Genomic DNA, 13,308 nt, shown 5'->3' with positions numbered 1-13,308 from the left:
GTGGTTCAGCTGTGCTTTAGTTTGGATCGATCCACAGGGGAGGTGCCTTATCGGTCGTGAACCGATCCAAGCGCCTGGATCCGTCGTAGTGCCGCGCCACCGTCCGCCCGTGCGTCCACATCTTCGAAGAGCAACCACCCATGGCTCAGATCGTCCACAAGCGTCGCCACCTGCTGTCCCAGGCCCTGATCCTGGCCCTGTTGCCGCTGGCGGCCAGCGCGCAGGAAGCTGCCAGTTCGTCCACCAAGGATCTGGACGCGGTCACCGTCACCGGCTCGCGCATCAAGCGCGCCAGCGTCGAGGGCCCGGCGCCGGTCAACGTGATCACCGCCGCGCAGATCCAGAAGGAAGGCTTTGTCAGCGTGTACGACGCGCTGAAGACCCTCACCGAGGCCACAGGCACCGTTGAAGCCGCATCGCAATGGGGCTCGCATACGCCCAATGCCAGCGGCCTGAACCTGCGCGGGATGGGCCCGAACCGCTCGCTGCTGCTGGTCAATGGCCGTCGTGTAGCGGATTACCCGCTGCCCTACGGTGGCGAAACCAACTTCTCCAACTACGGCAACATTCCGGCCGCGGCGGTGGAGCGCATTGAAGTGCTGACCGGTGGCGCCTCGGCCATCTACGGTTCGGATGCGATCGCCGGCGTGGTCAACGTCATCCTCAAAACCAACTACGACGGCGACGAAGTGCGCGTGCGCGGCGGCACTTCCAGCGAAGGCGGACGTGATACCTGGGATCTGTCCTGGGCCGGTGGCAAGACCGGCGACAACTGGAGCGTGACCTACGCGCTGCAGTACACCAAGCGCGACCCGCTGTTCGGGCGTGATCGCCCGCAGATGGACGATGCCGACGATGCGCCGTACCCGTCCTGGAACATGGAACAACGCAAGGTCGGCTTCCGTCCCACCGCCGGTCTGGCGCTGATCGATCCGACCACGGGCCAGCGCCTGGCGCCGCCCACCGGCACCTGCGAAAAATTCGACGGCGAGTACTACACCGCCGATCGATTGGTCTACAACTACGCCGCCAACCGCATCACCAACACCGGCCGCCTGTGCGGCATGAGCGCCGACTACGCCAACTGGCTGCTTACCGGCGGCGCCGAGAACGTGTCCGGAAACCTGTACGCCACCTTCGATTTCAGCAATGACCTGCAGGCCTGGACCAACCTGGCGGTGTATCGCTCCGAAGCGATCTGGGGCACCAATCCGCCCGGCGTGTCGCTGATCGACGATGACAACGGCTATTACTGGGATGCCAACCGCAACCGGCCGATCCTGGGCGTGCGCCAGTTCACCCCGAACGAAGTCGGGGGCCTGGATACGCTGCGCAACACCAACCGCGAACTGTCCTGGGACTGGAGCGCGGGCCTGCGCGGGCGCCTGGCCGACCGTTTTGACTGGAGTGCCACGGTGGGGCGTTCCTATTACCGCGTGGAAGAACGGCAGAACGTGGTCGACAAGCAGAAGTCGTATGACTACTTCCTTGGCCCGCGCCTGGGCACCACCGCCGATGGCGAGGCGATCTATGCGTTGAACGAATCGCGCTGGTGGAACCCGCTGACGCCGGACCAGTACTGGCAGATGGGGACCGTGGCGAAGAACCGCGCGGCGTCATGGGTCAACCAGGCGTCGGCGGATATCACCGGCGAGCTGTTCCAGGGCTGGGCCGGCCCGATTTCGTTTGCGGCGGTGGCTGAAGTCGCGCAGCAGGGCTATCACCTCAGTCCGGACCCGCGCGCTGGCATCGACTTCGACCTGCAGAATGTCGATCGCGGCGGCGGCGAGCGTACCCGCTACTCGGCCGGCGTCGAGTTCAAGATCCCGCTGCTGGACAGCGTGACCGCCACTGCGGCCGCGCGCTACGACCGCTATGGCAACTACAAGGCCGATGACAGCAGCGAAGCGCTGGACATCGGCAGCCAGAAGGAAACCACCTGGAACGTCGGCCTGGAATGGCGCCCGGTCGAATCGCTGCTGGTGCGTGGCTCGTACGCCACCAGCTTCCATGCGCCGGACATGCATTACCTGCTGGGCCAGCCGAGCAGTTCGGAAGTGCAGACCTATGACCGCCTGCGCTGCATCCAGAGCGGCGCGTACCTGGTCAACAACTGTGGCGTGGGCAACACCGACGTCTGGTACACGTTCGACGTGAACCGGCGTGGGACGCCGCTGCTGCGCTCGGAGACCGGCGATTCGTGGACGGTCGGCTTCGTCTGGGACGTGCTGACGAACCTGTCGGTCAGTGCCGACTACTGGGCGATCAAGCTGGAAGACATGATCGTCGACGTCGGCGCCGATGAGGTGCTGGCCAGCGAGGCCGGCTGCCTGACCGGCAAGAACATGGACGGTACGCCATGGGCCAACCCGGCCGGTGGCGAGTACTGCGCCGGCATCCTGGCCCGCGTGAACCGTGACAGCAACGGTCGCCTGGTATCGATCGAGCGCGGCCCGTTCAACCTGGCCAGCCGCGAGGTGCGCGGCATCGACCTGACCGCGCGCTATCGCCTGGAAACCGCGCGGTGGGGCAGCTTCCAGCTGGGCGTGAACTACACCAACCAGATCTCGACCAAGGAGCAACGCTACGCCGCCGACCCGAATCCGGAACGCCGCGATCGTGACCTGCGCAGCAAGCTGCGCGCGAGCCTGGCCTGGCAGCGCGGCAACTGGAACGCCAATGTCTATGCCGACCGCATCGGTTCGGTGCCGGGCGTGCGCTACCACTGGGGTACCGACCGCCTGGACAACCCTGGTGGCTGCCTGCCGTTCGCCGATGGCTACGTGCCCAGTGACAGCCCGTCGCTGAACTGCCTGGAGCCGGCACGGCTGCCGGATGGTTCGGTGAACCCGAACCCCAACGCCGGGCAGCAGACGGCGCGCTACTACGGTCGAGTGGGGCCGTTCATCACCTGGAACTTCAACGTGGGCTACCAGGTGACCGAACACGCGAAGGTAAACGTGTACGTCAACAACGCCTTCAACGCCGCCAGCTGGAACCACAAGGACCCGTACAAGCTGGATTACGACTTCGCTCCGACCCGCCTGCTGGGCGCGGTCGGCCGCGAGTTCGCGTTGGAGTATGTGTTCACCTTCTGAGGTGACCTGCCTCCGCCGGTAGGTCCACGCCATGCGTGGATATGGACACCCGGGTGCCCATTCAGGAACTGCGGACAGGCTGGATTTGACCTTCCCACGATGGCAAGGTTTAGCCTGTCCGCATCCAGAAGGAGCCCCGGGAATCCGATCATGAGCACGCCCCGCGCCACTGCAGCCCCCGCAAGCCCTGCCACCATCAGCCTGCCCATCGAGGGCATGACCTGTGCCAGCTGTGTCGGCCGGGTCGAGGCGGCGCTGTCCAGGGTCGAAGGCGTGGGCAGTGTTTCGGTCAATCTGGCCACCGAGCGCGCGGATATCCGCCCGTCCGGTCCGGTCGATCGGGCCGCGTTGATCCAGGCGGTGGAGCGGGTGGGGTACGACGTGCCCGCTGCCACCACCGAGCTGTCGGTCGAGGGCATGACGTGTGCGTCCTGCGTGGGCCGAGTCGAACGTGCGCTGTTGGCCGTGCCCGGCGTCAGCCAGGCCAGCGTGAACCTGGCCACGGAGCGCGCCACGGTGCGTGGCGTGGCGGAAGTTGCAGCGCTGGTCGCCGCGATCGACAAGGCCGGCTATGACGCACGCGTGATTGAAGCCGGCGTGCAGTCCGATGACGAGGCCGCGGAAAAGAAGGATGCCGAGCGCGCCGAACTGAAGCGCGACCTGATCGTGGCGTCCGCGCTGGCGCTGCCGGTGTTCGTGCTGGAGATGGGGTCGCACCTGATCCCCGGCATGCACGAATGGGTGATGTCCACCATCGGCATGCAGGCCAGCTGGTACCTGCAGTTCGTGCTGACCGCGCTGGTGCTCGCCATCCCGGGCCGCCGCTTCTACCAGAAGGGCATCCCCGCGCTGCTGCGGCTGGCGCCGGACATGAATTCGCTGGTGGCGGTGGGCACTGCCGCAGCGTTTGGCTACTCGGTGGTGGCCACGTTCCTGCCGACGCTGTTGCCGGCGGGCACGGTGAACGTCTACTACGAAGCAGCGGCGGTGATCGTTGCGCTGATCCTGCTCGGCCGCTTCCTTGAGGCCCGGGCCAAGGGCCGCACCTCCGAGGCGATCAAGCGACTGGTCAATCTGCAGGCGAAGGTTGCCCACGTGGTCCGTGACGGCCGGACGGTGGATGTCCCGGTCAATGAAGTGCTGAGCGGCGACGTGGTGGAAGTGCGCCCGGGCGAGCGCGTGCCGGTCGACGGCGAGGTGGTCGAGGGCCGCAGCTACATCGACGAGTCGATGATCAGCGGCGAGCCGATCCCGGTCGAGAAGCAGCCGGGCAGCAGCGTGGTGGGCGGTACGGTCAACCAGAAGGGCGCACTGACGGTACGTGCCACGGCGGTGGGCGCGCAGACCATGCTGGCGCAGATCATCCGCATGGTCGAACAGGCGCAGGGCTCGAAGCTGCCGATCCAGGCGGTGGTCGACAAGGTCACCCTGTGGTTCGTGCCGGCGGTGATGCTGGCCGCGCTGGCGACCTTCGCAGTCTGGCTGATCTTCGGGCCCTCGCCAGCGCTGAGCTTCGCGCTGGTCAATGCGGTGGCGGTGCTGATCATTGCTTGCCCATGCGCGATGGGACTGGCCACGCCGACCTCGATCATGGTCGGTACCGGCCGTGGCGCCGAGATGGGTGTGCTGTTCCGCAAGGGTGAAGCGCTCCAGTTGTTGAAGGATGCACAGGTGATGGCGGTGGACAAGACCGGCACGCTGACCGAAGGGCGCCCGCGCCTGACCGATCTGGAGATTGCTGCCGGCTTCGATCACAACACGGTGCTGGCGGCAGTTGCCGCAACGGAGTCGCGCTCGGAGCATCCCATCGCCCGCGCGATTGTTGATGCCGCGACCGGCCAGGGCATCGCGTTGCCGGGCATGGTCGACTTCGAATCGGTCACCGGCATGGGCGTGCGGGCCAGTGTCGAGGGTGCACGCGTGGAGGTCGGTGCCGATCGCTTCATGCGCGACCTGGGCGTGGACATCACTTTGTTTGCGACGCTGGCGGCAGAGCTGGGCATCCAGGGCAAGTCGCCGCTGTATGCCGCCATCGACGGCCGCCTGGCCGCAATCATCGCGGTATCCGATCCGATCAAGCCGAGCACGCCGGCCGCAATCGCGGCACTGCATCAGCTTGGCCTTAAGGTGGCGATGATCACCGGTGACAACGCTGGTACCGCGCAGGCGATCGCGCGCCAGCTCGGCATCGACGACGTGGTGGCCGAGGTGCTGCCGGAAGGCAAGGTCGAGGCGGTGCGCCGCTTGAAGGCCACACATGGCCATGTCGCCTTCGTCGGCGACGGCATCAACGATGCGCCGGCGCTGGCCGAGGCCGATGTCGGCCTGGCCATCGGCACCGGCACCGATATCGCGGTCGAGTCGGCCGATGTCGTGCTGATGTCGGGCAACCTGCAGGGCGTGCCGAATGCCATTGCACTATCGAAGGCGACGCTGGGCAACATCCGCCAGAACCTGTTCTGGGCCTTCGCTTACAACACCGCATTGATTCCGGTGGCGGCCGGCGTGCTGTATCCGACCTGGGGCGTGCTGCTCTCGCCGGTGTTCGCGGCCGGTGCGATGGCACTGTCCAGCGTGTTCGTGCTGGGCAACGCGCTGCGCCTGCGCCGCTTCCAGCCGCCGATGGCGGACGCCCCCGCCGCAATCCATTGAGGGAGAACCGCATGAATATCGGTGAAGCCGCCAAGGCCTCCAGCGTGTCGGCGAAAATGATCCGCTACTACGAACAGATCGGCCTCATTCCTGCGGCTGATCGCACCGAGTCGGGCTACCGGGCGTACTCGCAGGCGGACATCCACCGCCTGCGCTTCATCCGCCGCGCGCGCGATCTCGGCTTCCAGGTTGCCGAGATCACCGATCTGCTGGGCCTGTGGAACGACACCTCGCGGCACAGCGCCGACGTCAAGCACCTGGCCGAACAGCACATTGCCGACCTGGAGCAACGCATCGAGCACATGCGGCAGATGGCCGACACGTTGAAGTCGCTGATCAGCTGCTGCGCGGGTGACGAGCGCCCGGAATGCCCGATCCTGGAGCGGTTGGGCGAAGACCATGATGCCCCGGTGCCGGTCGTCGCCGCCAAGACCGGCGCGGTGCGGCGACGCGCACAGAAGCATTGAATCGATATCGCGTGCACTGAAAAGCCCGCCCTGTGACAGTGCACGGGGCGGGCTTGGTTCTGGATGCAGTTCAGGGAATCAGGCAGTGCGAGGCGGGAAGCCGGCATCGTTCACCGCGGCGAACACCTGTTCCTGCGACGCGGTGGTCTGCACCTTGACCAGCCCGGTCGGCGGATCGGCCACCACGCTGGCGTTGGGATCGATCTGCTGGATCGCACGGGTCACGCTGCGCGCGCAGCCGCCGCAGGTCATGCCGTCGACATGGAATTCCATCTGTAGCTCCTTCGCTGCTCTTGGGATGGGACCAGTGTGCACCTTCCAACGATGGCAGGGTCAAGCGTCGGGCTGAACGACGAACAAGGCGCGGACAAAAAAAACGGCAGCCACCTGTACCAGCGCGGCTGCCGTGGAGGAACGTCCCCGCCAGGGCAGGGCATGGGTTGCGCCGGGACGTGCCCGGCCAACCCGGTGCGGGCTTAGAACTTCCAGTTCACGCCGAAGTACAACTGGCGACCGGCGTACAGGTTGGACAGCAGGCGGGCCTGGCTGTCGTTGCCGATGTAGCTGCGCAGCTCGGACTTGGTGGCGTTCAGCACGGCAGCCGTCACCGTCCAGTCCGGGGTCAGGTTGTAGGCCACGTTCAGGTCAAGCTGGCTGTACGGCTTGGTGTAGGTGGTCATGCCATTGTTCAGCCCGCCGACCACTTCACCGCGACGGTTGTACGAGGCACGCGCCAGGAACTTGTCGTTCTCGTAGAACACGGTGACGTTGGCCTGGTTCTTGGCGCTGCCGACCAGCGGCGATGAGCCGATTTCCTCGCCGTCCAGCACGATCGAGGCCAGGTTGGTGTCGTTGTAGGTGTAGTTGGCCTGCACGCCCAGACCGAAGTCGAAGGTGTACTGGCCATACAGCTCCACGCCCTGCGAAACGCCATCGCGGCCGTTGGCCTGGGTCTCGTACTTCTGCACGGTGACCGACTGCCCGCCGACGTTCATCTGCTGGTCGCGCACCACCGGCACGGTGAAGTTGTCCACGTTCTTGCGGAACAGCGAAACACCTGCGACCGCGCCCGGCTGGAAGTACCACTCCAGGCCCAGGTCGAACTGGACCGCCTTGAACGGCTCCAGCGCCTTGTTGCTGCCCGAGCCGTACCAGCCGGGCGTGTCGGTGCCGCCGGTGACACGGCGATCGTTGGCGTACTCCTCGCTGATGTAACGCAGGCCACCGGGATAGGCGATGCTGGTGTAGCTCGGGCGCGCGACCACCTTCGACGCCGCACCGCGCAGCACCAGGTTGTCGGTGATGTCCCAGGCAATGTTGAAGCTCGGCAGCACGTCGGTATAGGTCTTCTCCAGCGACGACAGGGCGTACACCTTGTCGCGCACCTGGGCGTCGGGCAGGCGGACGAAGCCACCCTGGCAGCGCAGGTTCGGATCGGCGGCCGGATCATCGCAGCTCATCGGCGCGCCGCTGGCGTTGTCGACGAAGTAGTCGTTGAAGCGCTCGACCGAGTCGCTGGACTGGGCGAACTGCTTGGTGCGCACCACGCGCACGCCGACGTTGCCGCGCACGCGCTCGGTGCGGAAGTTGGCCTGGAAGTAGCCGGAGTAGATCTTCTCGTTGACGTCGTAGACGAAGTCTTCTTCGGTGCGGTTGTGCGAGCCGCCGTAGGTCTTGTTCAGGTAATCGATGTAGGCCGGGTAGTTGATGCCCGGGAACACATTGGCGTTGAAGGCGCCGGTGATGTTGCTGATCGGGTTGGACAGGAAGAAGCCCGGCTGCGCGTTGCCAGCGGTCGGATCGCAACCGGCCTGGTAACGGTTGTTGTCATAGTCGGACGGGTCCAGGCCCGGGCACACCCAGTAGGTGTTGCCGGTGTTGCGGTGGACCTTGCCGTCGCGGTACTTGGCACCGAACTGGATCGAGTCCAGCCAGCCGGCCTCGAACAGCTTGGTGACGTCTGCCTGGAAGTAGTTCTGCTTGACTTCGGTCTGCATCCACGACGAGTCGGTGGAACCGGTATCGACTTCGGCGACGCCGGCCATCAGCTGCTGCTGCAGGTCGGGAGAGAACTGCACCGACGGCGTGCCGGTGAGGTCCCACGCGGTGTACTGGTTGCCGGACTGCCACTGGTTGCCCACCTTGCGGCGCGGCTTGGCCGACATGCGGAAGTTCATCGACGGACCACCTTCGGACCAGGTGCGGCCGCCGGTGAACGAGGCTTTCCAGAGGGGGCTGATGTCCCAGTCAATGGTCAGGTCCGCGGTCTGCGACAGTGCCTTTTCCTTGCTGTAGCCGCCGGTGAGCTGCGGGGTGGGGATGGTGCAGTCGTCCGGGCCCCAGCCACCGGGCTTGAGGCCGGCGGCAGCCGCTTCATCCTCGCTGCAGTAGTAGGTCTTACCGGCCAGCTTCTGGTACTGCGCGCCGGTGACGATGCTGCCGCTCGGATCGAAGTCCAGGCCATTGAGCAGGCGGCCGCCGGCCCAGTTGCCGTCCTGGTTGTAGCGGGCCAGGTTCCACTCCGGCACCTTCAGCATGTTCTGGGTGTAGTCACCCTGCAGCTCGAAGCGGAAGTAGTTGGCCGTCATCGTGACGTTGTCGACCGGCTTGAACTGGAAGGTCAGCTGCCCGCCCTTGCGTTCGCGCTTCTCTTCCTTCACCGCGAAGTTCACCGAGGTCGGCATGAAGAACTCACTGTAGTTCTTGCCGGTCTGGTTGTTGAAACCGGACTCGCCCCACCAGTAGTGGATGCCATCCTGCTCCAGCAGGTTGCCGTTGGCATCGCGGGCGGTGGTGCCGTTGCCGTACCACTGGTAGTCCTCGGTGCTGGCCTCCATGGTGCGGGTAGTGCGTTTCTGCTGGGTCACGCCGACCAGCACGCCGAAGCGCTCGTCCTTGCTGTGCCAGGAATACAGCGCCGACACCTGCGGATCGACGTCGTGGCTGGTGTCGGAGGTGGTGCCCTCCAGGTTCACGTAGCCGGAGTTGGATTCCATGTCGAGCGGACGGCGGGTATGCAGGATGACCGTGCCGCCGATGCCGCCTTCGTCGATGCGTGCTTCCGGCGACTTGAACAGCTCGGCGCTGGACAGCATGTTCGACGGCAGCAGGGTGTAGTTGAAGGAACGGGTGGCTTCGTTGTTGGTTTCCGAGGAGGCGACGAAGTTGCCGTTCAACTGGGTCAGGGTCAGGTCCGGTGCAAGGCCGCGCACGCTGACGCTCTTGCCTTCGCCACCGCTGCGGGTGATGACCACGCCGGGCACGCGCTGCAGTGCGTCGGCCACGTTCTTGTCGGGGAACTTGCCGACGTCTTCGGCGGTGATCACTTCGACCACGGCGTTGGCATCGCGCTTCTGCTCAAGGCTCTTTTCAATGGCATAGCGGTAGCCGGTGACCTGGACGCTGTCCAGAGTCGTGGCGTCCTGCGAGCTGGTGGTCGTGGCCTGCTGCGCGGCGGCGCCTGCCGGAATGACGGCGGCAGCCAGGGCCAGCGCGATGGCCAGCGACAATGCGTCCTGGCCGTGCGTACGTATTGAATGCTTCATTCCCATCTCTCCCTCTCTCCTGGATTGATCCGGTGACGTGGCACGGACAACTTGAATCGATCTAATTTGAAGTGAATTTGTCGCTGTCGCCATGCAGTGGCAGTAGCACCGCACGCGTGGCCTGGTGTACGTCCTGTTGCTGCTCCCCCAACTCCCGGCCATCGCAGCGTCGTCTTGGATCGATCTAAGCGATGGGCGGGCGATTTTTAGCATGGGTCGCCCTTGGGCGCATGCTGCTCCGCAATATGGTACTGGCGTGGCGTAGGGATGACGGTTTGCTGAAATCAGTGAAATCGTTTTCGTGCGCAGGGAGGGGGGCGGCAGGGCTGCGCCCTGCACCTGCGGGTAGTGCCGGCCGCTGGCCGGCAAGAGCCAAAGCCAAAGCGGCTCTGGGTTGTCTGGGTTTGGCGGTGCGGTGTGGACTGGCAGGACACGCCGTAAACCCTTCCATGGGGGCTCGATGGCGCCATTGACAGTTTCCCGGTGACGGTTGGATTGATCCTGGAGCGACATGGGGTCATGGGGTCAGATCCGTTTCCCGTTGGAAAACGGATCTGACCCCGGATTGATTTCGATATCTGACAGAGATTCATCCACGCATGGCGTGGATCCATCCACAGATCGCGGAAATCTGTCGAAGGCGGGGTGGGTCCGGTTGCGGGGGTGTCCGCGGCGTGGATGCCGCGGCCAAGCCCCCAGGGATGGGTTTACGGCGTCCCCCGCAACCGGACCCACCCCGCCATTCCACGCGCCGGCTTTTGCTGTTGCTTCGGCTGTTGCTTCTGAGGTTGCCGGCCAGCAGCCGGCAGTACGCGCGGGTGCAGGGCGCAGCCCTGCCGAATACCCCCTCATGCTGCGCCGCAGAATGCATTCGGCTGAACCTGCATGCTCTACTTGAATCGATCTAAATCCACGGTCACGTGGGTCGGGCGTCATTCCAGGGGGAGCCTTCTGCCGGTCCAGGCAGAGCTCAGCGGAACGGTGCCGGAAGGCCCGGGCCGTCTGTCTCTGCGTCATCGACTACAGGAACCCGACATGCGTCCAGTGCCGTCCGCTCCCGCCGTCCCATCATCCTCGCGCCCGCTGGTGCGCCTGGCCTGCCTGCTTGCGCTGTCGGCGGCGCCGATGCTGCTGCAGGCCGCGCCGGCAGCGCTGGAGCGTGAGGTCAACACCTTCATCGGCAGCAAGGACGACGGCAACACGTTCCCGGGTGCGTCGGCACCGTTCGGCCTGATCCAGGTCAGCCCGATCGGCAGCCACTATTCGGGTTGGCGCTATGACGACGAGAAGATCCGTGGCTTCGGCCACTCCTTCATCTCCGGTGCCGGCTGCTGGGAACAGGGCGGCCAGGTGTCGGTGCTGCCGGTCACAGGCTCGATCGGTCCGGGCGGCGATTTCGATACCGGCAACGCCAGGCAGTTCGACCACAAGGCCTACGCTGCGTCCTACACCCACGATGGCGAGGTCGGCCAGGCCGGCTACTACAAGGTGCGGCTGACCAGCTACGGCGGCATCGATGCCGAGGCGACCGCGCGTACCCGTGCCGCGGCCGAGCGCTACACCTTCAGCCAGCGCAGTGGCGATGGCCACGTGCTGGTCAATGTCGGCCAGGCCAACGAGCGCCATTCGGTGATCGGCAGCGTGGTCGATGTGGTCGGCGACCGCGTGGTCGAGGGCAAGCTGGTTACCAAGAGTTTCTGCGGCGGCCATCAGTACACCACCTGGTTCCGCATCGAGTTCGACCGTCCGTTCAAGGCGCATGGCACCTGGGGTGAGGGCGGCGGCCTGCCGGGCGCGCGCCACAGCATGGAAGGCGAGCAGAAGCCGAACGGTGCCTGGCTCAGCTTCGACCTGGCCAAGGGCCAGTCGGTGACGGCGGTCAGCGCGATCTCGCACGTGGATGCCGAAGGCGCGCGCACCAACCTGCGTGCCGAGGGCATGCAGGGTGGGTCGCTGCTCGGTTTCGACCGCATGCGCGCGCTGTCGCAGCAGGCCTGGCGTGAGCAGCTGGGCCGTGTACGCGTGCAGGGCGGCACCGCCGATGACCGCACCGTGTTCTACAGCGCGGTCTACCACGCGCTGCTGCAGCCGATGACCGGCAACGATGCCGATGGCCGCTACCGCGGCTATGACGATGGCATCCACCGTGCCGATGGCTGGACCTATTACGAGTACTTCTCGCTGTGGGATACCTACCGCGCGCAGAACCAGTGGCTGGCACTGACCCGCCCGGACGTGGCGCGCGACATCGGCCGCACCCTGCTGGCGATCGATGAGCAGGGCGGTTGGCTGCCGCGCTGGGGCTATGCCAACTTCGAAACCAACATCATGACCGGCGATCCGGTCACCCCGTTCATGGTCGACCTGTGGCGGTTCGGTGCACTCAAGGGCCGTGAATCGCAGGCGTGGGATGCGCTGCGCCGCAATGCCTTCGGCACGCCGCCGCTGAACTCGCGCATGGCCGGCCGCTCCGGCAACCCGACCTACCTGGACAAGGGCTACGTGGCCTATGACCGCGCGTTCCCGTCCAAGGGCATGGACGTCGATCCGCACCACGGTGGTTCGGCCACGCTGGAGTACGCGCTGGCCGACTGCGCGCTCTCGCAGATGGCCGACGGCCTGGGCCATGCCCAGGATGCGGCGACGCTGCGCGAGCGCGGCCGCAACTGGCGCAAGGTGTGGGACCCGCAGGTGCGCGACGCCGAGACCGGCTTCACCGGGTTCCCGCGCCCGCGTACCGAGGACGGCCAGTGGTACACCCCGTCCGACGGCCATTACAGCCCGCGTTCGCACCACGGTTTCCACGAGGGCACGGCGTGGCAGTACCAGTGGCTGGCGCAGCAGGACGTGCCGGGCCTGGTCGAAGCGATGGACGGCCGCGAGCAGGCGGGCCGCCGCCTCGATGCGTTCTTCGCGATGGACGCGCTGCAGGCCGATCCGCTCAATGCCGCCCGCAAGGCGTGGGTGGTCGGGCCGTACAGCTACTACAACCAGTTCCGCTACAACCCGAACAACGAGCCGGACCTGCACTCGCCGTGGCTGTACACGCTGATCGGCCAGCCGTGGAAGACCGCGGCCGTGGTGCGTGCGGCGCAGCAGCTGTTCACCAATGCCCCCAACGGTGTGACCGGCAACGATGACCTCGGCACGATGTCGGCCTGGTACCTGTTCAGTGCCATCGGCGTGTACCCGGCGGTGCCGGGCAGCGGCCAGTTCCTGCTGCACACCCCGCGCTTCAGCAAGGTGGAAGTGGACATGGGCAATGGCCGCACCCTGCGCATCGACGCGCCGGGCGCCGATGGCCGCCGCCTGCAGTATGTGCAGGGCGTGCAGGTCGATGGCCAGGCGCATGCACCGGTGTGGCTGGACTGGAACCGCCTGCAGCAGGGCCCGCGCGTGCGCTTTGCGCTGGATGCGAAGGTGCCGGAGCAGGGCTGGGGCACGGCGGTGAAGGATCTGCCGGTATCCTGGTGCGCGGCACCGGGCAGCCAGCTGCGCTGAGCCGGACTGTGCCGTTCGCGGTGACCCAGCGAACGGCACGGCACG

At 66.0% G+C, this 13,308-nt stretch carries 6 protein-coding genes; 4 read left to right on the top strand and 2 right to left on the bottom strand.

The window, feature by feature from the left end:
- Nucleotides 1-140: 140 nt before the first annotated feature.
- The 3 genes from AC5P8F_RS10400 (at nucleotide 141) to cueR (ending at nucleotide 6,217) form a co-directional block, all read left to right on the top strand.
- Entirely contained in the window at nucleotides 141-3,098 is a 2,958-nt protein-coding gene (locus AC5P8F_RS10400; RefSeq protein WP_075076819.1) for a TonB-dependent receptor plug domain-containing protein, read from the top strand.
- Between the two features lie 150 nt (nucleotides 3,099-3,248).
- A complete protein-coding gene (locus AC5P8F_RS10395) occupies nucleotides 3,249-5,750 on the top strand; it encodes a heavy metal translocating P-type ATPase (RefSeq protein ID WP_495228060.1) in 2,502 nt (833 codons plus the stop codon).
- An 11-nt stretch (nucleotides 5,751-5,761) separates the two neighbouring features.
- Complete coding sequence (gene cueR / locus AC5P8F_RS10390) at nucleotides 5,762-6,217, top strand: Cu(I)-responsive transcriptional regulator (protein WP_049440847.1); 456 nt, start codon at nucleotides 5,762-5,764, stop codon at nucleotides 6,215-6,217.
- 78 nt (nucleotides 6,218-6,295) lie between these two features.
- Here the strand turns inward: cueR and AC5P8F_RS10385 are convergent, their stop codons facing one another.
- Nucleotides 6,296-6,490 carry a heavy-metal-associated domain-containing protein gene (locus AC5P8F_RS10385; protein ID WP_008267227.1) on the bottom strand — a complete coding sequence of 65 codons (195 nt, stop codon included), beginning with the start codon at nucleotides 6,488-6,490 and terminating at the stop codon, nucleotides 6,296-6,298.
- A 203-nt stretch (nucleotides 6,491-6,693) separates the two neighbouring features.
- Complete coding sequence (locus AC5P8F_RS10380; protein WP_495228058.1) at nucleotides 6,694-9,768, bottom strand: TonB-dependent receptor; 3,075 nt, start codon at nucleotides 9,766-9,768, stop codon at nucleotides 6,694-6,696.
- Nucleotides 9,769-10,797: 1,029 nt separating this feature from the next.
- Between AC5P8F_RS10380 and AC5P8F_RS10375 the strand changes: the two genes are divergently transcribed.
- Entirely contained in the window at nucleotides 10,798-13,263 is a 2,466-nt protein-coding gene (locus tag AC5P8F_RS10375; RefSeq protein ID WP_329858202.1) for a GH92 family glycosyl hydrolase, read from the top strand.
- Nucleotides 13,264-13,308: the final 45 nt, after the last annotated feature.

It is taken from the genome of Stenotrophomonas sp. YJH_SMC_69, from assembly GCF_059370495.1.
Note: the sequence above shows the minus strand (reverse complement) of the source record. Positions and strands in the feature narration are given on the sequence as shown.

Excerpts from the sequence above, each read along its gene's own strand:
- AC5P8F_RS10375 (WP_329858202.1), top strand. The coding sequence starts at position 10,798 with ATGCGTCCAGTGCCGTCCGCTCCCGCCGTCCCATCATCCTCGCGCCCG.
- AC5P8F_RS10395 (WP_495228060.1), top strand. The coding sequence starts at position 3,249 with ATGAGCACGCCCCGCGCCACTGCAGCCCCCGCAAGCCCTGCCACCATC.
- AC5P8F_RS10385 (WP_008267227.1), bottom strand. The coding sequence starts at position 6,490 with ATGGAATTCCATGTCGACGGCATGACCTGCGGCGGCTGCGCGCGCAGC.
- cueR (WP_049440847.1), top strand. The coding sequence starts at position 5,762 with ATGAATATCGGTGAAGCCGCCAAGGCCTCCAGCGTGTCGGCGAAAATG.
- AC5P8F_RS10400 (WP_075076819.1), top strand. The coding sequence starts at position 141 with ATGGCTCAGATCGTCCACAAGCGTCGCCACCTGCTGTCCCAGGCCCTG.
- AC5P8F_RS10380 (WP_495228058.1), bottom strand. The coding sequence starts at position 9,768 with ATGGGAATGAAGCATTCAATACGTACGCACGGCCAGGACGCATTGTCG.